Source organism: Agromyces sp. Y782 (assembly GCF_059445405.1).
On sequence record NZ_JCAIUG010000001.1, the window covers coordinates 668,860 to 692,314 of the forward strand.

A 23,455-nucleotide genomic window follows, 5' to 3' on the forward strand; every position below is an offset into this window, starting at 1 on the left:
ATGTCGGCGACGGATGCCGCGGCGGCCGACACCTCGGGCGGCAGCGCGCCGAGCGGCAGCACGACGAGCTCGTCGGAGTCGGGGTCAGCCATCGCCGGCACGACCGGCGCGACAGCCACGGCCGGCACCACCGGCACGACCGGCACCGCGACGATCCGGCGCATCGCGACCCGGCGCATCCGGGTGCCGCTCAGCCGCCCATGGGGGCCCGACGTGCGCGACCTCTCTCTCGTCAAGGTCGTCGTCGAAGACACAGCGGGCGGCCTCGGCTACGGCTTCTCCTGGACTCCGTCGATCGGCGCCGCCGCCGTGCAGGCGCACCTCGACCACGACATCACCGACTTCGCCGTTGGACGCGCCGCCGACGCCGAGTCCTTGTGGCAGCCGCTCTGGGCGCACCTGCACGAGGGCGGTGGCGGCGGCATCACGACGATCGCGATGGCCGGGCTCGACCTCGCCCTCTGGGATCTCGCCGCCCGCCGGGCCAGCGCCGGCATCAGCGATCACCTCGGGCGCCGCCACGAGACCGCCGAGGTCTACGGCAGCGGCGTGAACCTGCACTACTCCCTCGACGAACTCGTCGCGCAAGCCGAGCGCTGGGTCGCTGCGGGCTTCGACGCGGTGAAGGTCAAGGTCGGCAGCCCCGAACTCGTCGACGACGTGCGACGCATCGCCGCGGTGCGCGACATCATCGGCCCGGGCCGGCGGCTCATGATCGACGCCAACCAGCGCTGGAGCCTCGACGCCGCCGAACGCGCGATCGGCGAGCTCGCAGCGTTCGACCTCGCCTGGATCGAGGAACCGCTCCGCGCCGACGACCTCGCCGGCCACGTCGCGTTGCGTCGGCGCATCGAGGTGCCCATCGCGCTCGGCGAGAACCTCTACACGCGCTACCGCTTCGCCGAGTTCATCGACGCCGGCGCCGTCGACCTCGTGCAGCCGAACATCGTGCGGGTCGGCGGCATCACGCCGTTCCTCGCCATCGCCGAACTCGCCCGCGAACGCGGAGTCGAACTCGCACCGCACCTGCTGCTCGAGCTCTCGTCGCAACTTTCGCTCACCCTGCCCGGCGAACACCTCGTCGAAGCCGTCGAAGACGCGTCGTTCTCCGAGCTGGGCGCCCTTGCCGAGCCCTCGCCGATCGCGATCGAGGGCAACCGCGTGAGCACGACAGGCGGGCTCGGACTCGGCATCCGCTTCACCGACGATCGGGCGGATGCCGCGGCATCCGCTCACCTCACGGAGGAATCATGACCGACACCACCATCGCCCCCGATACCGCCACCGGCCTCGACGCGGTTGCCGACGCCGCCCGACGGGCGTTCTCGGTCACCGTCGCCTCGACCGCAGCCGAGCGCGCCACCTGGCTCACCGCCGTGGCCGACGCACTCGATGCGAACGGCGCCGAACTCATCTCGGTCGCCGGCGACGAGTCGCACCTCGGCCTCCCCCGCCTCACCGGCGAACTCGCCCGCACGACCGCGCAACTGCGACTCTTCGCCGAGGCGATCGTCGAGGGCTCCTACCTCGAGGCGACGATCGACCACCCAAGCGCCACGACCACGCCGCCGCGACCCGACCTGCGCCGCCTGCTGCGCCCGCTCGGTCCGGTCGCGGTGTTCAGCGCTTCGAACTTCCCGTTCGCCTTCTCGGTCGCCGGCGGCGACACCGCCTCGGCGCTCGCCGCGGGTTGCCCCGTCATCGTGAAGGGCCACTCGGCCCATCCGCGCCTCTCACGCCGCACCGCCGAGGTCGTGACGGACGCGCTCACCGCGGCCGGCGCCCCCGACGGTGTCTTCGCCCTCGTCGAGGGACGCGAGACCGGCGTCGCCCTCGTGCAGCACCCGGCGGTGCGAGCTGTGGGCTTCACCGGATCGCTGCACGGCGGCCGGGTGCTCTTCGATCTCGCGTCAGGGCGACCCGACCCGATTCCCTTCTACGGCGAGCTCAGCGCGGTGAACCCCGTGCTCATCACGGCGGCGGCGATCGCGGCACGGGCCGACGAACTCGCGACGGGCCTCGCGGCATCCTTCACCCTCGGTGCCGGACAGTTCTGCACGAACCCGGGCGTCGTCTTCGTGCCCGCCGGCTCCGGATTCGCCGAGCGGGTCGGCCGCCTCGTGCCGACGGATGCCGCGCAGCCGATGCTCACCGACGGCATCGCCGCTGCCTACGCCAACGGGCTCGGCGAGCTCGCCGCCCGCTCCGACGTGTCGGTCGGCGCCGGCAACCCGGCGCAGCAGCCGGGCACGGGTTCGGCCGTCGTGCTCGCGACCACGACCGACGCTGTGCTCGCCGACCCCGCGGCACTGCTCTCGGAGTGCTTCGGCCCGACGACGCTCATCGTCGAGTACCGCGACGTCCGCGACGCCCTCGCGGCGATCCGTGCCGTCGGCGGCAGCCTCACCGCGACCGTGCACGCCGAACCGGGCGAAGATCTCGGTGACATCGTCGCCGTGCTCACCGAGATCGCCGGTCGCGTGCTCTTCGCAGGCTGGCCGACCGGCGTCGCCGTGAGCTGGGCACAGCAGCACGGTGGTCCGTGGCCCTCGACGACGTCGATCCACACTTCCGTCGGGATGACCGCACTTCGCCGCTTCCTCCGCCCCATCGCCTACCAGGACGCCCCCGAGGCGGCGCTGCCGCCCGAGCTGCGCGAGTCGAACCCGCTCGGCATCCCGCGCCGGGTCGACGGCGTGCTCACGCTCGCACCGCCGGCCTCGTAGCACCCCACGAACACCGCCGGTCGAGTAGCGCCCGACGAACACCGCCGGTCGAGTAGCGCCCGACGAACACCGCCGGCCTCGTAGCGTCCCACGAACACCGCCGGTCAAGTAGCGCCCGACGAAGGAGGACGCGTATCGAGACCCCGCACGAGGTCTCGATACGATCGCTGCCCTCGCTACTCGACCATCGCCAACGCCGCTCGCCTACACCCCCAGCTCGAGGTCGGCGATGAGCACCGGCTGGCCGGTCACGAGCGACAGGTTGCCGGCGATGCCGACCGAGACGGCTCGCACCCCATCGGCGTAGCCGGCGACCCGGCCGAACGGCGCATCATCCGTCACTCGCCCGAAGACGTGCTGCAGCAGGTACGCGTCGCCGCCCCCGTGACTGCCGATGCCGGCGGGAATCGGCACGACCTCCGCGCCCTCCCAGTGGCGCTGCACCACGAGACGCTCCGAGTCGGGTCGCACCTCATCGACGGCGGAATGGTCGGGGTGCATGCTCGGGTCGACGACCACCCGCCCGTCTTCGCCGATGATCACCGCGCCGCGCTCGACGACCTCGAGCTCGGCACGCCCCTCGGTGCCGTTCACGGTGACGCGGTAGCCCTCCCACGGAGCATGGGCGTTCAGCGAGTAGCTCATCGTCGCGCCCGAGTCGTAGTCGACGAGGGCGGCGAGGTTGTCTTCGATCGTGATGCCCGCGTCGAAGACGTCACGGTCGCGCAGGTAGCCGTCGTGGTGCTCGTTGTCGAGGTAGAGCTCTTTCATGCGGGCGTCGTTCGCGAGGTCGAGCGCGAACGGGTCGCCGGTCACGCCCGTGCCACGGGCGGGGCGGTCGCCGAGCCCGCGGGCGGCGGCGTTCTCGGCGCCGTAGAAGCGCAGCCCGCCGCTCGCGAAGACTCGCACCGGGCTCGCTGCGATCCACCAGTTCACGAGATCGAAGTGATGCGATGCCTTGTGGATGAAGAGGCCGCCCGAGTTGGCCTTGTCACGGTGCCAGCGGCGGAAGTAGTCGGCACCGTGCACCGTATCGAGCGCCCACTCGAAGTGCACGCTCGTGACCTGCCCGATGCGCCCGTCGGCGATGACTTGGCGGAGCGCACCGTTGCGCGGGCTGTAACGGTAGTTGAACGTCGTGATGACCTCGCGACCCGTCTCGGCGATGGCCTCGCCGATGCGGCGCACGCTCTCGGCGTCGATCGTCAGCGGCTTCTCGACGACGACGTCGGCACCCGCCCGAAGCGCTCGCACGACGAAGTCGGCGTGCGTGAAGTCGGGGGTGGTCACGATGACCCGGTCGAGGCGTTCGTCGCGGATCATCCGCTCGAGGTCGTCGGGCGCGTATCGCTTCGGTGCCGGATGCCCCGCTGCCACGATCTCGCGCTCGTAGACGTCGAGTCGGCCCGGGTTCGAATCGCTCCATGCGACGAGCTCGGCGAGTTCGGGCACGTGCTCGGCGCCGAGCACCGTGCCGGTGAGGGCTCCGACGTACATGCCGGCCCGGCTGCCGGTGCCGATGAGTCCGTATCGTTCCTGCGCCATCGCTCGCTCCACTCGGGTTGGGTGAGAAAGCGCTTCCTCGGCGAAGCGGATCGAAACCGTTGCACACGCCAGTTGGCCCGGGAAAGCGCTATCTCGTAGCAGAGTCATTTCTACCAGCTCCGCTCCACGCCGCCAAACCCTCGCCCTCGCGTGTCTCGCTGCGCGATAGAGTCGAGCCGCCCGAGGGGGCGGACAGTGCGGAGGACCCATGACCGACGGCGGCATGACCACGAACCGGCGTGCGCCGGCGACGTTGCACGACGTCGCGCGCGAGGCCGGCGTCTCACTCGCCACGGCATCGCGCTCGCTCAACGGCAGTACGCGCAAGGTCAACGAGGAGTACCGCCAGCGCGTGCTCGCCGCCGCCGCGAAGCTCGACTACTCCCCCAACCTGTCGGCCCAGGCGGTCGCTCGCGGCACCTCGACGACCGTGGCCCTGCTCGTCGCCGACATCGCCGACCCCTACTTCTCCCAGATCGCTGCGGGCGTCGTGCGCGAGGCCGATCAAGCGGGCCTCATCGTCACGATGGCCGCGACCGAGCGCGACCCCGAGCGCGAGCTCGAGCTCGTTCGCAGCCTCAGGGGGCAGCGACCCCGGGTCATGATCCTCGCCGCCTCGCGTCGCGACGACGACCCGACCTCGGCCGCGCTCGCCGAAGAGCTGCGCGCCTTCGAGGCCAACGGCGGACGTGTCGCGTTCATCAGCACGAACGACCTGCCGTTCAGCACGCTGAGTCTCGACAACACCGCGGGCGGCGAAGCGCTCGCCCGCGCCCTCATCGAGGCCGGATACCGAAACTTCGCCGCGATCACCGGCGCAGAGGGCCTGCGCACGGCTGACGACCGGCTCACCGGGTTCGTGGCCGGCCTCGCGGCATCCGGTCTCGCTATCGCCCCATCACTCATCGTGCGCCCCGCCTTCACGCGCGACGGCGGTTACGACGGCATGCGCACCCTCATCGAGCAGGGCCTCGGCGACACCGAACTCGTCTTCGCCGTCAACGACGTCATGGCGGTCGGCGCGATGTCGGCGATCCGCGACGCCGGACTCGTGCCCGGGCGCGACCTCGCCGTCGCCGGCTTCGATGACATCCCGACCGTGCGCGACGTCACGCCGCCGCTCAGCACCGTGCGGATCCCGCTCGAAGAGGTCGGCCGGCGGGCGTTGCGCCTCGCGCTCGGCGAATCGTCCGACACCGACGAGCAGCCCGTGCCGACCGAGGTCGTGCTGCGCGAGTCGACGCCCGTGCGCTCGCGCTGACCGCGCCACCCGCACGCTTCACTCACCTCGGGACCACTCGTGTCGCACCGGACCGCGGATATCCGCGGTCCCGTGCGACACGGTCTCGAATGCGCTGCGGCTGGCGGATTCTCGGGCAGCGGAGGCATCGGGCCAGCCGGACTCGAGGCATCCCGGCGCGTTGTCACCGCGACCGAGAGGGCAGTTGGTGCTGCAATGATCGCGCCAGAGCGACACCAACCGCCCTTTCGACGCGGGCGACGCACTGCGAGCCACGAACCAACAACCACCAACCACCAACCCACGAACCACGAACCACGAAAGTGTTGCGAAATGGCGTCGCACTCATTTACACTCGGGTAAACGCTTTCCGCAGCGGCGCGGCGGCCTCCGCCACCCGCTCCCGGCTCGAACAGGACACACCACCGTGGCAGAGCAGACCTCCCCGCAGGCCCAGACCCCGCACACCCCCGAGACTCCGACATCAGCGCCGGCGACGCCGCCGCAACCGCAGACCCTCGGCATCATCATGAACGGCGTCTCGGGCCGCATGGGCTACCGCCAGCACCTCGTGCGCTCGATCCTCGCGATCCGCGAGCAGGGCGGCGTGCTGCTCGCCGACGGCGAAACGCGGGTCCAGGTCGAGCCGATCCTCGTCGGCCGCAGCGAGAAGAAGCTCGCCGATCTCGCTGCCAAGCACGGCCTCGAGCACTACACGACGAACCTCGACGAGGCCCTCGCCGACCCGCGCTGGCAGATCTACAGCGACTTCCTCGTCACGAAGGCCCGCGCGCAGGCGATCAAGAAGGCGATCGCCGCCGGCAAGGCGATCTACACCGAGAAGCCCACCGCCGAGAGCTTCGACGAAGCGCTCGAGCTCGCGCGCCTCGCGCAGGCCGCCGGTATCAAGAACGGCGTCGTGCACGACAAGCTCTACCTGCCGGGCCTGCAGAAGCTCAAGCGACTCATCGACTCGGGCTTCTTCGGACGCATCCTGAGCGTGCGCGGCGAGTTCGGCTACTGGGTCTTCGAGGGTGACTGGCAGCCGGCGCAGCGCCCCAGCTGGAACTACCGCGCCGAAGACGGCGGCGGCATCGTCGTCGACATGTTTCCCCACTGGAACTACGTGCTCGAGAACCTCTTCGGCCGCGTCGAGTCGGTCTACGCGAAGGCGGTGACCGAGATTCCGACCCGTGTCGACGAGCACGGCAAGCCCTACGCGGCCACCGCCGACGACGCCGCCTACGCGATCTTCGAGCTCGAGGGCGGCGCCGTCGCCCAGCTCAACTCGAGCTGGACCACCCGCGTGAACCGCGACGAACTCGTCGAGTTCCAGGTCGACGGCACGCACGGCTCGGCGGTCGTCGGTTTATTCGGCTGCAAGATCCAGCCGCGCAACGCGACCCCGAAGCCGGTCTGGAACCCCGACCTCGCCGACGCGCACGACTACGACGCCGACTGGATCGAGAGCCCCGGCAACCAGGAGTTCGAGAACGGCTTCAAGACGCAGTGGGAGGAGTTCATCCGCCACGTCGTCGAAGACGCGCCGAACCCCTTCGACTTCCTCGCCGGCGCCCGCGGAGTGCTGCTCGCCGAAGAGGGGCTGCGCTCCTCCGCCGAGGGCCGGCGCATCGACATTCCCGTCGTCACGCTCGAGGGGGCAGCGGATGCCGCGGCGCCCGCCTCGGCCACAGCGACCACCCTCGACGACACGCGCAACGGTGCGGCCGACGGGAGCCGCCACACCGAGGCATCCGCCCTCACCGGATCGGCTCGCTGAGCATGACTGCGCTGACCCTTCTCGACGCGACGGGCGCGCTGCGCACCACCCCGCTCGCGGAGGCTCCGGCGTTCGCGAAGCCGCGGCATCCGCTCACGAGCCGGATCGCCTACGCGGCCGCGCACGTCGTGCCCAAGGCCTTCGCCGACAACACCCCGGGCGAGCCGGCCGAGATCGACTGGGACGCGACGCTCGCGTTCCGCCACCACGTCTGGTCGTGGGGTCTCGGCGTCGCCGACGCCATGGACACCGCGCAGCGCAACATGGGCCTCGACGCCGCCGCGACGCGTGAGCTCATCTCGCGCAGCGCGGCCGAGGCGGCATCCGTGAACGCGAAGCTCGTCGTCGGCGTGAACACCGATCATGTCGACGCCGAGTCCATCTCGCTCGACGCGGTGATCGACGCCTACAAGGAGCAGCTGCACCACGCCGAAGATGCCGGCGCCGGCGTCGTGCTCATGGCGAGCCGCCACCTGGCGCGGGCCGCGAGCACGGCCGACGACTACCGGCGCGTGTACCGCGAGGTGCTCGCCGCGGCGGGAGGGCCGGTCGTGCTGCACTGGCTCGGGCCGGCCTTCGACCCGAGCCTGGCCGGCTACTTCGCGTCGACGGAGCTCAGTACGAGCGGCGATTATCTGGATGCGGCGTCGGCGACTCTGCTGCAGATCATCGAGTACAACCGCGACAAGGTCTCTGGGGTGAAGATGAGCCTGCTCGACGCCGATGCCGAGATCTCGGTGCGCGAACGCCTGCCCGAGTCGGCGCGCATGTTCACGGGCGACGACTTCCACTACGTGGGCCTCATCGAGGGCGATGCACGCGGACACTCGGATGCGCTGCTCGGGGCGTTCGCGGCGCTCGCGCCGAACGCGTCGGCGGCGATCCAGGCACTCGACCGCGGCGACACGGCGGGCTACCGTGAGATCCTCGCGCCGACGGAGCCGCTCTCGCAGCAGGTCTTCGCCGCGCCGACCTACTACTACAAGACGGGCATCGCGTTCCTCTCGTGGCTGAACGGTCACCAGCCGGCGTTCCAGATGGTGGCCGGCCTGCACGCTGCTCGCAGCCTGCCGCACCTCTCGCGCGTCGTCGAGCTCGCGAACGCCTCGGGTGCGCTCGAACGCCCAGAGCTCGCGGCAGCGCGCTGGCACTCGCTGCTCACCCTCAACGGGCTCGATATCACGGCGTCGGCGACCGACGCGGGCACAGACGCCGGCGCAGCGGATGCACCAGCCCCTGCGCCGTCCGACGGCGCCGAGGTGCTCGCATGAGCGCCCACTCGCGCCTCTCGCTCAACCAGGCGACCATCAAGTACGCGAACCTCGACGCGGCACTCCGCGTGACCGCTGACGCCGGCTACGAGTCGATCGGCCTCTGGCGCGAGCCCGTACAGGAACTCGGCCTCGACGAAGCCGCCCTCCGACTCGCCGACTCGGGGCTCCGACTGTCGACGTACTGCCGCGGCGGATTCTTCACGATGGCCGAAGGCCCGACCCGGCGCGCGTCGATCGACGACAACCGCCGCGGCATCGAGGAGACCGCGACGCTCGCTGCAGCCGGCGCGCCCGGATCGACCGCGGTGTTCGTGCTCGTCGCGGGCGGCCTGCCAGAGGGCTCGACCGACCTCGTCGGCGCTCGCGCCCGCGTCGCGGAGGCCCTCGCCGAGCTCGCCCCCGACGCGCGGGCGGCCGGTGTCACGCTGGCGATCGAGCCACTGCATCCGATGTATGCCTCCGACCGTGCCGTCGTGTCGACGCTGCAGCAGGCGCTCGACCTCGCCGCCCCCTTCGACCCCTCGGTCGTGGGCGTGACGGTCGACACCTTCCACGTCTGGTGGGATCCCGAGGTGCTGCCGCAGCTCGCCCGCGCCGGCGCCGAGGGGCGCATCGCCACGTATCAGGTCTGCGACTGGAAGACCCCGCTGCCCGCCGACGTGCTGCTCGGGCGTCACTACCCGGGCGACGGCGTCATCGACTTCGCTCTGCTCACCGCGGCGGTCGAGGCCACCGGGTATGCCGGCGACATCGAGGTCGAGATCTTCAACCAGGCGATCTGGGATGCCCCGTGGCCCGAGGTGGCCGCCCGCACCGCGTCGGCGTTCGACGCCGCGGTCGTGCCGCACCTCGCGGCATCCGTCACCGCCTGACGCTGCCGCGCGCCCGACACCGGCCTCGACGCATCCCCCGCCCGCCCGTCGGCGTGCGCTCAGCCCGCCTGCACGCGGTGCAACTCTGCATACCGCCCGTCGGCACCGATGAGCTCGACATGCGTGCCGACCTCGATGATGCGTCCGTGTTCGAGCACGACGATGCGGTCGGCCGAGCGGATCGTCGAGAGCCGGTGCGCGACGACGAGCGTCGTGCGCCCATGCATGAGGTGCTCGAGCGCCTCCTTGATCTTCGCCTCGGACTCGGGGTCGAGCGCGCTCGTCGCCTCGTCGAGCAGCAGCACGCGCGGGTTCCGCACGAGCGCACGGGCGATCGAGAGGCGCTGGCGCTGGCCACCCGACAGTCGTGCGCCGCGCTCGCCGGCAACGGTGTGCCAGCCGTTCGGCAGCGCGTCGACGATCTCGAGCGCGTTCGCGTCGCGCAGGGCGGCGAGCACCCGTTCGTCGTCGACCTCGCCGAGTCCGTAGGCGATGTTGTCGCGGATCGTGCCTTCGAAGAGCACCGATTCCTGCGGCACGACCGAGACGAAGCTGCGGAAGGTGCGCAGGTCGAGGGTCTCCATGTCCACCCCGTCGAGGAGCACCCGACCGTGCGTGGGGCGGAGGAAGCCGAGCACGAGGTTCAACATGGTCGATTTGCCCGATCCGGATGACCCGACGAACGCGATCGTCTCGCCGGCGCGGATCTCGAGGTCGATGTCGGCGAGTGCGGGCGCCTCGCCGAATTCGTAGCGGTACTCGACACGCTCGAGCGTGAGGTCGCCGCGCACCCCGCTCACCTCGTGCTTGCCCTCGTTGAACTCGAGGTCGGGCTCCTGGATGACTTCCGCGATCGAGCGCACCGACTCGGTACCGCGGGCGATGACCGGCAGGAGCATGAGCAGGTTCGTGGCCGCGCCCGTGAGCAGCGCGAAGTAGGAGCTGAGCAGCACGACCTGGCCGGGTGTGATCGGGATCCACCCGCTGATCGAGACCCAGGCGGCGAGCACGAGGCATCCGACGCCCAGCAGTTGCAGGCTCACCCACGCGAGCGAGGCGAAGCGGCCGTTCAGCAGGTCGAGTTGGAAGCCCGCACTGCGCACCCCTTCTGCGCCGTGCGCGACCCGGTTCATCGCGGTCTGCTCGAGGCCGTGCGCGCGGGTGACCGGCATGAGGGTCGCCATCTCGCCGACGCGGGCGGAGAACTGTTCGACCTCACGCCGGAAGGTCTCGTTGCGAACGGCGCTGCGGCGGTTGAGGATCGCACGCAGCAGCACGGCGAGCGGAATCGCGAGGGCGTAGACGGGCAGGAACGCCGGCACGTTGATCGCGGTCATCACGATCGCCCCGATCAGCACCGTCGTCGCCGAGAGCAGCGGGTGCGCGACCTGTTGCAGCATGACCTCGATGTTCTCGACATCGCGCACGACCTTCGTCTGCACGACCGCCGAGTTCGCGCGGGTGTGGAAGCCGATCGAGAGCGACTGCAGTCGTGCGGCGAGCGCGTTGCGCAGGTCGGCGCCGATCGAGCGCACGGCGCCCATGTACAGACGGGTGTAGGCGACGTGGTTCGGGTAGTTCTGCAGCAGTGCGATGAGCGCGATGCCGGCCCACAGCGCGAGCGATTCGGCCGGGCCTCCGGCGACGACGATGTCGATCACCGCGCCGGTGATGACGGGCAGCAGCCAGAGCGGGGTGTCCTTCACTGCGAAGAAGGCGATGGATGCCGCGACCCGCCCTCCGTGCAGGGCCAGCAGTCGGCGGACGCTCCGGAGCGGGTGCCGCCCGTCGATCGCCGATTCGACATTGGAAAGCGCTTGCCCATGCATGCTTCCATTCTGCCTGCCGCACGACCCTGGCGCTACACCGACGGGCGCGGCGACCCCCTCCCGCACGGACGATCGGGGAGCCGGTGCGTATCAGCGGAGCCGGCGCGCATCAGCCGCAAACCGCCGCAAACCGCCGCAAGCCTTAAGCTCAGTGCCGAGCGGATGCCGCGCGCTCGGCGATCAGCGCGGCGACCCCCGCGAGCACGCGCTCGACGCCGAATCGCAGCGCTTCGTCACGTGCCCCGTCGTGCGCGGCCTCCGCGAAGGCGCCCGCGGTCTGCGGATACGTGTCGGCGCGAGCGGCGAGGATCGCGGCGAGGGCCGCCGCGAGGTCGCCCTCGGGCGTCGAGGATCGTGCACCTTGCCGAACGATCGACATCACGTGCCCGACGAGCAGGGTGAGCACGTCGAGCTTCTCGCCGCCGCGCAGCGGAAGACCCGCCATCGCGGCCAGGCCCACCTCGAACCAGGCGAGTTCGCCCGGGCCGGGCGTGTGCGGTCGCTGCACGAGTTCGACGGCCCAGGGGTGGGCGAGCGCGCGCGTGTGGATGCCTCCCGCCCACGCCGTCAACGCAACGCGCCAATCCGCCCCCTCGGTCGCGGCGGGCACGCCGAAGGCCGTGTCGAGCATGACCGCGTCGAGCTCGGCGCGACCGGGAACGTAGCGGTAGAGCGCCATCTTCGTCGTTCCGAGTCGATCGGCGACGCGCTGCATCGTGACCTCGTCGAGCCCGGCGTCGTCGGCGATGTCGATCGCGGCCTCGGCGACGCCGTCGAGAGTGTACTTCGGCTTGGGCCCCGGCCGCCGCTGCATCGACCGCGGCGGCTCGGCCCAGAGGATGGCTGCGGTGCCGGCTGCTGACGCCGTGATCTGCTCACGCTCGGTCATCGGATCCTCCTCGAACGCTATTTGCGTCCATCGTATGCGAATCTGTTATTGTGTCCATTAGACGCAATTACTGAACGGAAGGAAGCACTCATGGCAGCCACGAAGATCCTCATCTCCGGTGCGAGCATCGCCGGCCCCGCATTGGCGCGGTGGCTCGGCCGCAACGGTTTCGACGTGACGGTCGTCGAGAAGGCCCATGCGGTGCGCCCCGGAGGCCAGGCGGTCGACTTCAAGGGACGCACCCACCGCGAGCTCCTCGTCCGCATGGGAATCCTCGACGACGTGTACGCGGCGCAGACCGCGAAGACCGATTGGCGCATGGTCGACGCGAACGACCACGTGAACGCCGTCGTGCCGGGCGAGTTCATCGGCGGCGACGTCGAGATTCCGCGCGGCGACCTCGCCGGCATCCTGCATCGACTCTCCGCCGCCGACGCCGAGTACGTGTTCGACGACGAGATCACCGCGATGGCCGAGACGGTTGCCGGCATCGACGTCGCCTTCGCACGCCGGCCGAGCGAACGATTCGACCTCGTCATCGGGGCCGACGGCGTGCACTCCGCGGTGCGACGCCTGGCATTCGGGCCCGAGAAGCAGTTCGTCGAGTCGCACGGGTACTTCTACGCGATCGCGAGCGGAGAAGCGCCGCTCGGCGACCTCGAGACGCGGCTCGCCAGCGGGCGCGGCGTCGCCTACGGCTACAACGAGCCCGACCGACTGGCGCTCCTCGGAGGCCAGAAGGCGCCGAACCTGTTCGTCTTCCGAGCCGAACACGCCGACTACGACCGGCGCGACACCGCATCGCAGCGTGCCTTCCTCGAATCGGCCTTCGCGGGAGTCGGATGGCGGGTGCCCGCCGCGCTCGCGGCGAGCAGAGGGGCATCCGATTTCTACCTCGACGGTCTTGCGCGCACGCGCATGACGTCGTTCACCCGGAGTCGTGCCGCGCTCGTCGGCGACGCCGGCTATGCGAACACCCTCGGCGGGTTCGGCACGGGGCTCGCCCTCATCGGCGCGTACATCCTCGCCGGCGAGCTGATCGCCGCCGGCGGCGACCATGAGGCGGCGTTCGCGGCGTACGACCGTCGCATGCGCAAGCCCACGAAGATCGCCCGCTCCGGCAACGCCGGCCCCTTCCTCGCACCATCGTCGTCGCGGCGCATCCGGATGCGCGACTGGACGTTCGCGAACCCCCTGATGTACCGCTCGATGATGTGGATGACCGACACGTTCGCGACGGACGACAGCATTCCCGACTACCGGATGCGGTGACCGCCCTCGGGCCGCCCCGTCCCGAACAGGCCGCCGAGCCCCCGACTACGATGGATTGATGTCGTTCGACCTGCAGGGCTTCCCCGCCGATTCCCAGGCATTGGCCACGCTCGCTGCGAAGGGGCTCTCGTACCGACTCGTCGATACGAGCGACGTCGCCGCCGTCTCGGCTTGGGTGCAGGCAGATTTCCGGGGCTTCCACCACGCGCGTCCGCGTCAGATCGACCTCGACTTCGACCTCGGGCTGCTCGCCGACCGTCGCGTGCACGGTGTCTACGACCCGACGATCGCCGATCCGGCGGTGCCGGTCGCCACCGTCTCAAGCTGGCCCACGGGCCTCAGCGTGCCCGGCGGCCGCAGCGTCGACGCGTGGGCCGTGAGTTCGGTGACCGTCTCGCCGACGCATCGGCGACGCGGCATCGCCCGGGCACTCATGCTCGCGGAGCTCGCGAACGCACGCTCGGCGGGCGCCGCACTCGCGATGCTCACGGCGACCGAGGCCACGATCTACGGTCGGTTCGGCTACGCTCCGGCCGCGCGTGCGGCGACGGTGTTCGTCGATCGCCGTCGGGCGCACTGGATCGGGCCGGATGCACCGGGCCGCGTGCAGTTCGTCGATGCGACCTCTCTGCGCGAGATCGCACCGGCGCTCGCCAGGCGCTCCGTCGCGCGCACGCCCGGCGAGATCGATCGCTGGCCGGGGCTCCTCGACCGCGTGCTCGGACTCCACGATCCCGAGGGCGAGCGTTCGCGTTCGCGGCGAGCTGTGCGCTACGACGACGAGCGCGGCCAGCCGCAGGGTTTCGCCGTCTTCCAGATCACCCGCGAGCCGAACGAGCCGGGTGTCGCGGAGTTCGATTTCCTCGCCGCGGCCACCGATGACGCCGAGCGGGCTCTGTGGCGCTTCCTCGTCGAGCAGGACTACGTGTCGGGCACGCGCGGCTTGCTGCGTTCGGTCGACGAGCCGCTGCCGTGGCTGCTCGAAGATCCTCGTGCTGTGACCGTCTCCGACGTCGTCGACCACTTGTGGCTGCGCATGATCGATCCGGTCGCTGCGCTCTCCAAGCGCCGATACAGCACGCCCGGGCGCCTGATCATCGACGTCGACGATCCGGTCGGCATCGCAGGCGGACGATTCGACCTCGTCGTCGACGACGGCGGCAAGGCCGAGGTGACCGCGATCGAGACGACGGATGCCGCGGCATCCGCTCGGGGCGTTCGCAGCATCCGCCTCGGGGCCCGCGAGCTCGGCGCGATCTACCTCGGCGGGGTGCACCCCTCGGTGCTGGCGCGGGCCGGACGCATCGTCGAGCTCGTTCCTCGATCGATCGACCTCGCCGACCGCATGTTCGCATCGCAGCGAACCCCGCATCTCAGCATCTGGTTCTGATCTCAGGGGCAACCCTGATGAAGATTCCTCACTTCAGCGCGTAGCGTCGCGCTCGTCAACTGCCGTGACTGCGTGAGATGAAGGCCCCACTCCGGCGATCGAACCGCCGGAACATCCGTGCGTTTGCGACGTGTCCGAAGGGCCAGAGCCATGCAACATGCGAACGCGCACTCCATCGTGCCATTGAACGTCCCCCACTCGAGAAGCCACGAAGGGCGCTTCGGTCGCCTCTTCGGTCGCGGATTCACCACATGGTCGCCACCCGGAGCGAACGACGCCGAGCGGGAGGCCGCGATCCGCACCTTCGCGATCGACGAGATGTTCACCGAAGGCCCGCTGCCCGAGAGCGCGACCCCCGTCGGATACACCTACTTCGGGCAGTTCATCGATCACGACATCACCTTCGATCCGCAATCGAGCCTGACCAGGCACAACGACCCCGACGGGTTGCAGAACTTCCGCTCGCCGCGGTTCGACCTCGACAGCCTCTACGGCCGCGGGCCCGACGACCAGCCGTACCTGTACGACCACGCCCGTTCGCTGCATGACGGCTACCACGGGTTCCTCAAGGTCGGAACGGGCGAGTCCCCGAAGGAGCCGGATCTGCAGCGCAATGCCGACGGCGTCGCCCTCATCGGCGATCCCCGCAATGACGAGAACCGCATCGTCGGTCAGCTGCAGCTCGCGTTCGTACTCGCCCACAACAGCACGCTGCAGAAGCTCGCGGATGCCCCGGATGCAGGGCTTCGATCGGGCCACGAGCTGTTCCTCGAGGCGCAGCGCATCACCGTGTGGTTCTACCAGTACCTCGTGTGGAACGACTTCGTCTCGAGGATCGTCGCACCGTCGGTGTTCTCGAAGGCGATCACCTTCGATGAGGACGCCGGGGACGGCGAGGGGCCCTTCTACACCGTGACCTACGGCCTCAAGGACGTCTACGACTGGAGCGAGAACCCGTTCATGCCCGTCGAGTTCTCCACGGCGGCATACCGCTTCGGCCACTCCATGATCCGAGCCGAGTACCAGTTGAACTTCCCGATCCAGGGCGGCATCGGTGCACCGTTCGGCAAGCCGATCTTCTCGACGCCGGGCGTCATCCAACCGATCCAGCCCGTGCCGGGGCCGTCCGACCTGCGCGGAGGCTCACCGCTACCCGACCGGCACTCGCTGCAGTGGGACTGGTACTTCAGGTTCCCGTCCTCGGGCGGTCCGTTCCCGCAGCTGGCGCACAAGATCGACACCCACCTCAGCAAGGCGGTCTTCACGATCCCAGGCGGACCGACACCGAATCCGTTGGCCGAACTCAACATCCGGCGCGGATGGCGCATGGGCCTGCCTCCGGCCACCGAGGTCGCGCACGCGCTGCACATCCGCCCGCTCGAGGGCCTCGACCCGCTGGAGGAGTCGCTCTGGGTCTACATCCTCAAGGAGGCCACGGAGCAGGCGGACGGCGAGCACCTCGGCGCCGTCGGTTCGACGATCGTCGCCGCGGTGTTCTCGGGGCTGCTGCGCGGCGACGCGTTCTCGTACCTCAACCGCGACCCGCATTGGACGCCCGCCAAGGAGCAGGCCGGCGGCACCGCGCTGTTCGAGAAGATCTCGGTCGACCCCGGGAAATGGGAGATCACCGACCTGCTGAAGGCCGCGGGCGTGCCGATCACCGGAGACGACATCGACGCCCTGTTCGCTTGAAGCATCCGGTCCGACGAACGGTGCCCGTCTGGATGCCGCTCTCGTGCGGCACACCAGGGCGTCTCATCGGCAGGCCCCTCCCCCAATCCGGGGGGCGCCATGAGAGCGCTCCCCCGCAGAGTCGCCGGACCGGCGCCGATCAACGCGCTCACCGGAAAGTGAGTTACAGAAGCGTTATCTATTGTTTTGTTCGCTCGCTCCACAAATGCGGGATCATGGCACTGCCGCCGCCAATGCAGACGACGACACCACGAGGGGTCGACCTCACCTCAAAGAAGGGGAGCACCATGAAGTCAACTTCATTGGTCTCTGCTGCCGCACTCGCCGGGATCTCCGCGCTACTGCTGGCAGGCTGTTCGAGCGGGAGCGGCGGAGAAGGTGACGGAGGCGAGGCTGCCACGCGTGCCTGCGTCATCCTCCCCGATGCCGCTTCCTCGCCACGTTGGGAGAACAACGACCGTCCATACCTCGAAGACGGCCTCACCGCGGCCGGCTTCGAGACCGACATCCAGAACGCTCAGGGCGACGCCAACAAGTACGCCACCATCGCCGACCAACAGCTCAGCAAGGGCTGCGGCGTGATGCTGCTCGTCGACTACAACGGCGCAGGCGCCGCGGTGGCCGAGAAGGCGAAGGCCGAGGGCATCCCGGTCATCGCCTACGATCGTCCGATCGACGGCGTCGACTACTACGTCTCCTTCGACAACGTCGAGGTGGGCCGCCTCGAGGGCCAGTCGATCGTCGACGGGCTCGCGGTCGCCGGCAAGGACCCCGCCACCGCCTCGGTCGTCTATATGGGCGGTGACCCCGCCGACGGCAATGCGAAGATGTTCCACGACGGAGCCGTGGAGGTCATGGAGGCTGCGGGCATCACGCCGGCCGCCGAGCCGCCGGGAATCTGGGACGGCGACAAGTCCGCGACCAACTTCGAGCAGGCACTCACCTCGCTCGGCGGCAAGGTCGACGCGGTCTGGGTCGCGAACGACACCAACGCTGCGGGCGTCATCACGATCCTCGACAAGAACGGGCTGACCGTTCCCGTCTCGGGTCAGGATGCCTCGATCGCCGGCCTGCAGAACGTGCTGCTCGGCAAGCAGACCGCGACGGTCTACAAGCCGATCAAGCTCGAGGCGGATGCCGCCATCGAGTTGGCCGGCGCGCTGCTGAACGGCGAGACCCCCTCGGCCGACCAGGAGCTCGAAGACGGCACGCCGTACATCGCGGTCACGCCGCAGCTCGTCGGCCCCGATCAGGTCGTCGACGTGGTCGACGCCGGAGACGCCGATGCTGCCGAACTCTGCGCGGGCGAGGTCGAAGCCGCCTGCGCGCAGTACGGCATCAGCGGCTAGCAGAACAGGTTCCGGAGGCCTCGGAGCACGTCCGAGGCCTCCGGATCCATTCGCGCCCCGCATGGGGGCAGGTGTCACACTGTGATCAGGACAGCGCCGTCTGAAAGGAACCCGGCATGGATGCGCCCATCATCGAACTGACCGACGTCGTCAAGAGCTTCGGCCCGGTCAGCGTACTCAAAGGCGTCGGGTTGAAGGCGTACCCCGGCAAGGTCACCGCACTCGTCGGCGACAACGGCGCCGGAAAGTCCACCCTGATCAAAGGCCTCGCCGGCGTGCAGCCCTACGACGGCGGCACGGTGCGATTCGACGGCGAGGAGGTCACGCTCCACGCTCCGCGCGACGCCGCCCGCCTCGGCATCGAGGTCGTGTACCAAGACCTCGCGCTGTGCGAGAACCTCGACATCGTGCAGAACATGTTCCTCGGCCGTGAAGAGACGGAGTTCAGCACGTTCGACGAGGGGCGCATGGAGCGCCAGGCATCCGACACGCTCCGCTCGCTCTCGGTACGCACCGTCAAGTCGGTGCGGCAGAAGGTGTCGTCCCTCTCGGGCGGGCAGCGGCAGACGGTCGCGATCGCACGCGCGGTGTTGAAGAAGGCCCGGGTCGTGATCCTCGACGAACCCACCGCCGCCCTGGGCGTCGCGCAGACCGAACAGGTGCTGAACCTCGTGAAACGACTCGCCGAGCAGGGCGTCGCCGTCATCATCATCAGCCACAACCTCGCCGACGTGTTCTCCGTCGCCGACCACATCAACGTGCTCTACCTGGGCCAGATGGTCGCTTCGCTCGACACCCAGGAGACCACGAGCGACGACGTCGTCGGCTACATCACCGGCACGAAGACGACAGCAGGAGCGAGCGCATGAGCACGCAGAAGACCGTGCCCACCTCCGAGGTCGCGCCCGAGCCCATCATGAGCGACCTCATCGGCAGCGGCCAGGAGGGCGACGTCGGCGACCAGGTGCGCGCCTGGTGGCAGCGTGTGCGCGGCGGCGAGATGGGTGCGTTGCCCGCGGTCGGCGGCTTCATCGTGCTGAGCATCATGTTCTCGCTGCTCAGCCCCTTCTTCCTCACTGAGCGCAACTTCGCGAACCTGATGACCCAGGCCGCCACCCTCGTCATGCTCGGCATGGCGCTCGTCTTCGTCATCCTGCTCGGCGAGATCGACCTGTCTGCGGGCGTGACCGCCGGCGTGACGATGTGCATCTTCATCGTGCTCGTCAATGTGCAGGGCTTCAATTGGATCCTCGCCCTCGTGATCGCCTTCGCGTGCGGTGTCGCGATCGGCACGTTCATCGGGTTCTTCGTCGCGAGGGTCGGTATCCCGTCATTCGTCGTGACCCTGGGGCTCTTCCTCGGCCTGCAGGGCCTCGAGCTCATGATCATCGGCTCGGGCGGCCTCTACCGGGTGCAGATCCCCGAGATCCTCGCCATTCAGAACAGCAACATGCCGCCGTGGGCCGGTTGGGCGATGCTCGTCGTGATCCTCGCGGTCTCGGCAGCGACCTCGTTCTGGGATCGGGCACGCCGGGCCCGCGCCGGCGTTCCGAACCGCACGATCGCGCTCGTCTGGGTCAAGCTCGGTGTCACCGCCGCGCTCGGTGGCACTGTCGTGTCCATCCTCAACCAAGACCGGGGGCAATCGGTGCGCGCGGTCGAGGGCGTGCCCATCGTCGTGCCGATCGTGCTCGCGATCCTGTGGGTCGGCACATTCGTGCTCGACCGCACCCGCTACGGCCGCTACATCTACGCGATCGGCGGCAACGCCGAGGCCGCACGCCGTGCGGGCATCAAGGTCGTGTTGATTCGCTGGACCGCGTTCATCGTGTGCTCGACCCTCGCGGTCGTCGCGGGCCTCTTCTCCATCAGCAAGGTCGGGTCGGTGGATGCCGCGGCCGGACGCGACCTCGTTCTGAGCGGCGTCGCGGCGGCTGTCGTCGGCGGGGTCAGTCTCTTCGGCGGACGCGGACGCCTCCTCCACGCCGCCATCGGCGCGCTCGTCATCGCGGTGATCACGAACGGGCTCGGCCTCCTGAACCTGCCGGCCGGCGTCAACTACGCGGTCACCGGGGGCGTGCTCATCCTCGCGGCCACGGTCGACGCGGTCTCACGTCACCGCGCAGGCGGTGCGATCCTCCGCACCTGATCCGACCCGGCTCGAGCTAGATGGTGTCCTGACGTGGGAAGACGACCTTCTCGACGATGATGATGAGCGACGCCGCGACGGGGATCGCGACGAGCGCGCCGAGTACGCCGCCGAGCGTTCCGCCCGCGACAGCGGCGATCACCACGAGCGCGCCGGGCACGGCGACCGCGCGGCTCATGATGCGTGGGCTCAACACGTAGGCCTCGACCTGCATGTAGATCAGGTAGTAGATCGCTGCGGCGAGCGCAGTCGTCGGCGACGCCGCGAACGAGACCAGGGAGATGATGACCGCGCCGCTGAGCGTACCGATGAGGGGCACGAGCGAGAAGAGGAACGCGACGAACGCGAGCAGAATCGGCGCCGGCGCCCCGATGATGGAGAGGTAGATGAGGCTCAGCACGCCGTTGATCGCACCGAGGGTGACCTGGCCGATGACGTAGCGGCCGACCGAACTCGTGATCTCCTCGGACACGTCGCGGAAGGCGCCGCGCGAGGTCGCGGGCACGAATCGCGCCGCGTACCGCTTCATCGAGTCGAGGGAGGCGAGGAAGTACAGGGTGAGGATCAGCACGATCGTCGCGCCCGTGAACCCGCCGGCGATGCCGGCACCGACGGCGAGGATGCCGCCGCCGAGAGAGCCCAGGTTCGCGGGGTCGGCGAGCCACTTCCCGGCTGACTCGATCGCGTCCTGGATGGCGTGCTCGCTGCCGCCGATGGTGTTCAGCCACGCCACGAAGTCGCTGTTCTGCACGTTCTTGAGGATGTCGTCCCAGTTGTTGACGATGTTCGTGGTCTGCTCGACGACGATCGGCACGATCGTCGCGATGAGTCCGACGAAGATTCCGATCACCCCGACGAACACGATGAGGATCGCGACCCATCGCGGCATCCCGCGCCGTTGCAGCCAACTCACGATGGGATCGAGGCCGAGCGCGAGGAAGAGCGCGAGCGCCACGTAGAGGATGACCGTGCCCAGCTCACCGAGGATGCTGCCGAGGAGGATCGCGAGCAGCACGCCGAGCGCGCCCACGAAGCCGATGCGGAACGCGCGGATCTTCAGCTCGGGCGCTCGGGAGTCGCCGCTGGTCGTGATCTGCGTCGTGGCGGGCGTCGTCGCCGTTGCCGGCGCCGGTTCCGGCGCCACTCGCTTCGTTCGGATCCGCATGAGTCCGACGGTAGCGGCAAGGTGCCCGGCGTGCACACGGTTGACCCGGCGAGTTCGATCCGGTAGGGCGGCCCGACCGTGGCTGCATCACGCGATTCCGGGCGCCGCCGGAAATGCGAGCGCCCACGTCGACGACGTCGGGCCCCGCGCGGTGAGCGACCCCCCGCCGAAGCGCCTGAGCCGTACTCTGGGGGTGGGTCGTTCGACTCCGGCCCGATGGGGGCAGGCATGTCGACCGGTTCCATCATTCTCGGCGTGATCGGCGTCACGATCGTGACGATCCTCTTCATGGTGGTGCTCGCGGCGCTCTCCAGGCGATTCCTCGGTGCGCAGATCGGCACCGTGCGCATCATCATCGCCGGCCTCGTCGCGCTCGGCGCAGAGCTCGGTTTCGAGTCCCAGTTCGTCTGGTACACCGACGGGGCCACGCTCGCGCTGGCGCCGATCCAGCTCGGCATCATCGTGCTCGTCGCCATCGGCTTCCTCGTGCTCGCCGAGCTCATCGTGCCGAGCGGCACGGTGCCGCGACCAGATCGATGGATTTCCGAGCTGCAGCACAGCATCGTTCGCGGTCGCCGGTACTCCGAGGTGACTCGCATCGCCGTGAAGAACGGCCTCGTTCCGTTCAGACCCGACCACGCGCGCACGCGTGCGGCCGAAGAGGCCCGAAGCGCTCACGCACGGGCGCTCCGGGTCTCGCTCGAAGAGGCGGGGCCGGTATTCATCAAACTCGGCCAGATGCTCTCGACCCGTAGCGAGCTGCTGCCTCGCGAGTACCTCGCCGAGCTCGCGCTCCTGCAGCAGAGCGTGCCCCCGGCCCCGTGGAACGAGATCGATGCACTCATGCACGAGGAGCTCGGCGCACGGGCAGACGACGCCTTCGCCGAGTTCGCGCACGAGCCGTTGGCCGCGGCATCGATCGGGCAGGTGCACTGGGCCCGACTCGCCTCGGGGCAACTCGTGGCCGTCAAGGTGCAGCGACCGGGCATCATCCCCGGCGTCGAGCGCGACCTCGACATCGTGCTGCGCATCGCCCGCAAGCTCGAAGACGACACCGAGTGGGGTCGTACGCTCGGCCTGCGCGCCGTGGCCGCGACCTTCGCCGACTCGCTCCGCGCCGAGCTCGACTACCGTTCCGAGGCGGCGAACATGGCCGCGATGGAGTCCACCCAGGCGCGGCATCCCGAGAGCGAGCGCCTCACGATCCCGCACTGCTTCCGCGAGCTGTCGACGGCGCGCGTGCTCGTCATGGAGTTCATCCCTGGTCGAGCGCTCAGCGACGACGACGGCACGCGCCCTCCGGAAGTGCAGAAGGCGCAGGCGTGGCGGCTCTTCCACTCGCTCATCACCCAGGTGATCGACGACGGCGTCTTCCACGCCGACCTGCACCCCGGCAATGTGATGCTGCTCGAGGACGGCGGCCTCGGCCTCGTCGATTTCGGATCCGTCGGGCGCCTCGACTCCGAGCTGCGCGCGAGCATCGGCGAGATCCTCATGGCGTTCTACCGCGGTGACGCTCGTGCGATGAGCGATGCTCTGCTGGGTCTCGTCGAACTGCCCGACGACGTCGACGAGTTCGTGCTGCGGCGCGAGATCGGCTCGTTCATGGTCTCCCGGCTCGGCCCGGGGGCGGCGCTCGACTCGACGATCGTCGCCGACATGACCCGCCTCCTCGCGGAGAACCGACTCGCCATCCCGGCCGAACTCTCCGGCGCCTTCCGAGCGGTCGGCATCACCGAGGGCACGCTGCGGGAGCTCGACCCCGAATTCGACTTCTTGGCCGCCGCGAGCGGACTCGCGAAGGAGCGCATCTCCGATTCCGTCCGGCCCGGTTCGGTGAAAGATGCGGTCGTCGACGAGATCGGCACGCTGCTGCCGATCCTGCGCCGTATGCCGCAGCGCTTCGATCAGATCGCGGGCTCGCTCGCGAACGGTCGCCTCAAGGTCAACGTGCGTCTCTTCGCCGATCACCGTGATCGCTCGCTGTTGCGCTCACTCGTCAATGAGGTGGTGCTCGCGTTCCTCGCGGGCGTGCTCGGCGTGATGGCGGCGATGCTGCTGGTCAGCGACGACGGCCCGCAGGTCACCGAGACGCTGAGTCTGTACCAGATCTTCGGGTACCTGCTCGTCGTGGTGTCGGCGCTGTTCGTGCTGCGCGTGCTGTTCGACGTGTTCCGGCGTCGGCGCGAGTAGCGCGAAGCATGCATCGAGACACAGGTACGGTCTCGAGAGCTTCGCTGTGCTCGCTCATCGACGAACGATCAAGTGGATGCCCCGGGGCAT

At 69.5% G+C, this 23,455-nt stretch carries 17 protein-coding genes; 13 read left to right on the forward strand and 4 right to left on the reverse strand.

Features of this window, described 5'->3' with window-relative positions; translation table 11 throughout:
• Together AC1C2S_RS03035 and AC1C2S_RS03040 are read left to right on the forward strand one after the other, a co-directional pair.
• A complete protein-coding gene (locus tag AC1C2S_RS03035; RefSeq protein ID WP_495351058.1) occupies positions 1-1,254 on the forward strand; it encodes a mandelate racemase/muconate lactonizing enzyme family protein in 1,254 nt (417 codons plus the stop codon).
• Entirely contained in the window at positions 1,251-2,726 is a 1,476-nt protein-coding gene (locus AC1C2S_RS03040) for an aldehyde dehydrogenase (NADP(+)) (protein ID WP_495351059.1), read from the forward strand. The genes AC1C2S_RS03035 and AC1C2S_RS03040 overlap by 4 nt, the downstream gene beginning before the upstream one ends.
• Positions 2,727-2,930: 204 nt before the next feature.
• Here AC1C2S_RS03040 and AC1C2S_RS03045 read toward each other — a convergent pair whose 3' ends face one another.
• Positions 2,931-4,271 (reverse strand): Gfo/Idh/MocA family protein, encoded by a 1,341-nt coding sequence (locus AC1C2S_RS03045; protein ID WP_495351060.1) that lies wholly within the window; start codon positions 4,269-4,271, stop codon positions 2,931-2,933.
• 208 nt (positions 4,272-4,479) lie between these two features.
• Here AC1C2S_RS03045 and AC1C2S_RS03050 point away from each other — a divergent pair, with 208 nt between their 5' ends.
• The 4 genes from AC1C2S_RS03050 to AC1C2S_RS03065 all read left to right on the forward strand — a co-directional run bounded on the left by AC1C2S_RS03050 (position 4,480) and on the right by AC1C2S_RS03065 (position 9,437).
• A complete protein-coding gene (locus tag AC1C2S_RS03050; RefSeq protein WP_495351061.1) occupies positions 4,480-5,532 on the forward strand; it encodes a LacI family DNA-binding transcriptional regulator in 1,053 nt (350 codons plus the stop codon).
• Positions 5,533-6,040: 508 nt separating this feature from the next.
• Positions 6,041-7,291: a Gfo/Idh/MocA family protein gene (locus tag AC1C2S_RS03055; RefSeq protein ID WP_495353184.1), complete on the forward strand. Its 1,251-nt coding sequence runs from the start codon at positions 6,041-6,043 to the stop codon at positions 7,289-7,291.
• A gap of 2 nt (positions 7,292-7,293) precedes the next feature.
• On the forward strand, positions 7,294-8,562 hold the full coding sequence (locus AC1C2S_RS03060) for a dihydrodipicolinate synthase family protein (RefSeq protein ID WP_495351062.1): 1,269 nt from the start codon (positions 7,294-7,296) through the stop codon (positions 8,560-8,562).
• Positions 8,559-9,437 carry a sugar phosphate isomerase/epimerase family protein gene (locus tag AC1C2S_RS03065; protein WP_495351063.1) on the forward strand — a complete coding sequence of 293 codons (879 nt, stop codon included), beginning with the start codon at positions 8,559-8,561 and terminating at the stop codon, positions 9,435-9,437. The genes AC1C2S_RS03060 and AC1C2S_RS03065 overlap by 4 nt, the downstream gene beginning before the upstream one ends.
• Before the next feature lie 59 nt (positions 9,438-9,496).
• On the opposite strand, the gene AC1C2S_RS03070 is transcribed toward AC1C2S_RS03065, so the two are convergent.
• Entirely contained in the window at positions 9,497-11,266 is a 1,770-nt protein-coding gene (locus tag AC1C2S_RS03070; RefSeq protein ID WP_495351064.1) for an ABC transporter ATP-binding protein, read from the reverse strand.
• Positions 11,267-11,414: 148 nt separating this feature from the next.
• A complete protein-coding gene (locus tag AC1C2S_RS03075; protein ID WP_495351065.1) occupies positions 11,415-12,155 on the reverse strand; it encodes a TetR/AcrR family transcriptional regulator in 741 nt (246 codons plus the stop codon).
• Positions 12,156-12,245: 90 nt separating this feature from the next.
• On the opposite strand from AC1C2S_RS03075, the gene AC1C2S_RS03080 reads away from it, so the two are divergent.
• The 6 genes from AC1C2S_RS03080 to AC1C2S_RS03105 all read left to right on the forward strand — a co-directional run bounded on the left by AC1C2S_RS03080 (position 12,246) and on the right by AC1C2S_RS03105 (position 20,007).
• Positions 12,246-13,427, forward strand: coding sequence for an FAD-dependent monooxygenase (locus AC1C2S_RS03080; RefSeq protein WP_495351066.1), 1,182 nt, complete (start codon positions 12,246-12,248; stop codon positions 13,425-13,427).
• Positions 13,428-13,485: 58 nt separating this feature from the next.
• Positions 13,486-14,817, forward strand: a complete 1,332-nt coding sequence (locus AC1C2S_RS03085; protein ID WP_495351067.1) for a GNAT family N-acetyltransferase — start codon at positions 13,486-13,488, stop codon at positions 14,815-14,817.
• Positions 14,818-14,967: 150 nt separating this feature from the next.
• Positions 14,968-16,509: a peroxidase family protein gene (locus AC1C2S_RS03090; protein WP_495351068.1), complete on the forward strand. Its 1,542-nt coding sequence runs from the start codon at positions 14,968-14,970 to the stop codon at positions 16,507-16,509.
• Between the two features lie 287 nt (positions 16,510-16,796).
• Entirely contained in the window at positions 16,797-17,858 is a 1,062-nt protein-coding gene (locus AC1C2S_RS03095) for a sugar ABC transporter substrate-binding protein (protein ID WP_495351069.1), read from the forward strand.
• Positions 17,859-17,974: 116 nt separating this feature from the next.
• Entirely contained in the window at positions 17,975-18,727 is a 753-nt protein-coding gene (locus AC1C2S_RS03100; RefSeq protein WP_495351070.1) for an ATP-binding cassette domain-containing protein, read from the forward strand.
• The gene (locus AC1C2S_RS03105) at positions 18,724-20,007 is read left to right on the forward strand and encodes a sugar ABC transporter permease (RefSeq protein ID WP_495351071.1); all 1,284 of its coding nucleotides are present in this window, start codon (positions 18,724-18,726) and stop codon (positions 20,005-20,007) included. The genes AC1C2S_RS03100 and AC1C2S_RS03105 overlap by 4 nt, the downstream gene beginning before the upstream one ends.
• A gap of 16 nt (positions 20,008-20,023) precedes the next feature.
• On the opposite strand, the gene AC1C2S_RS03110 is transcribed toward AC1C2S_RS03105, so the two are convergent.
• Positions 20,024-21,172, reverse strand: coding sequence for an AI-2E family transporter (locus tag AC1C2S_RS03110; protein ID WP_495351072.1), 1,149 nt, complete (start codon positions 21,170-21,172; stop codon positions 20,024-20,026).
• Positions 21,173-21,400: 228 nt separating this feature from the next.
• Between AC1C2S_RS03110 and AC1C2S_RS03115 the strand changes: the two genes are divergently transcribed.
• The gene (locus AC1C2S_RS03115; RefSeq protein WP_495351073.1) at positions 21,401-23,365 is read left to right on the forward strand and encodes an ABC1 kinase family protein; all 1,965 of its coding nucleotides are present in this window, start codon (positions 21,401-21,403) and stop codon (positions 23,363-23,365) included.
• Positions 23,366-23,455 lie beyond the last annotated feature (90 nt).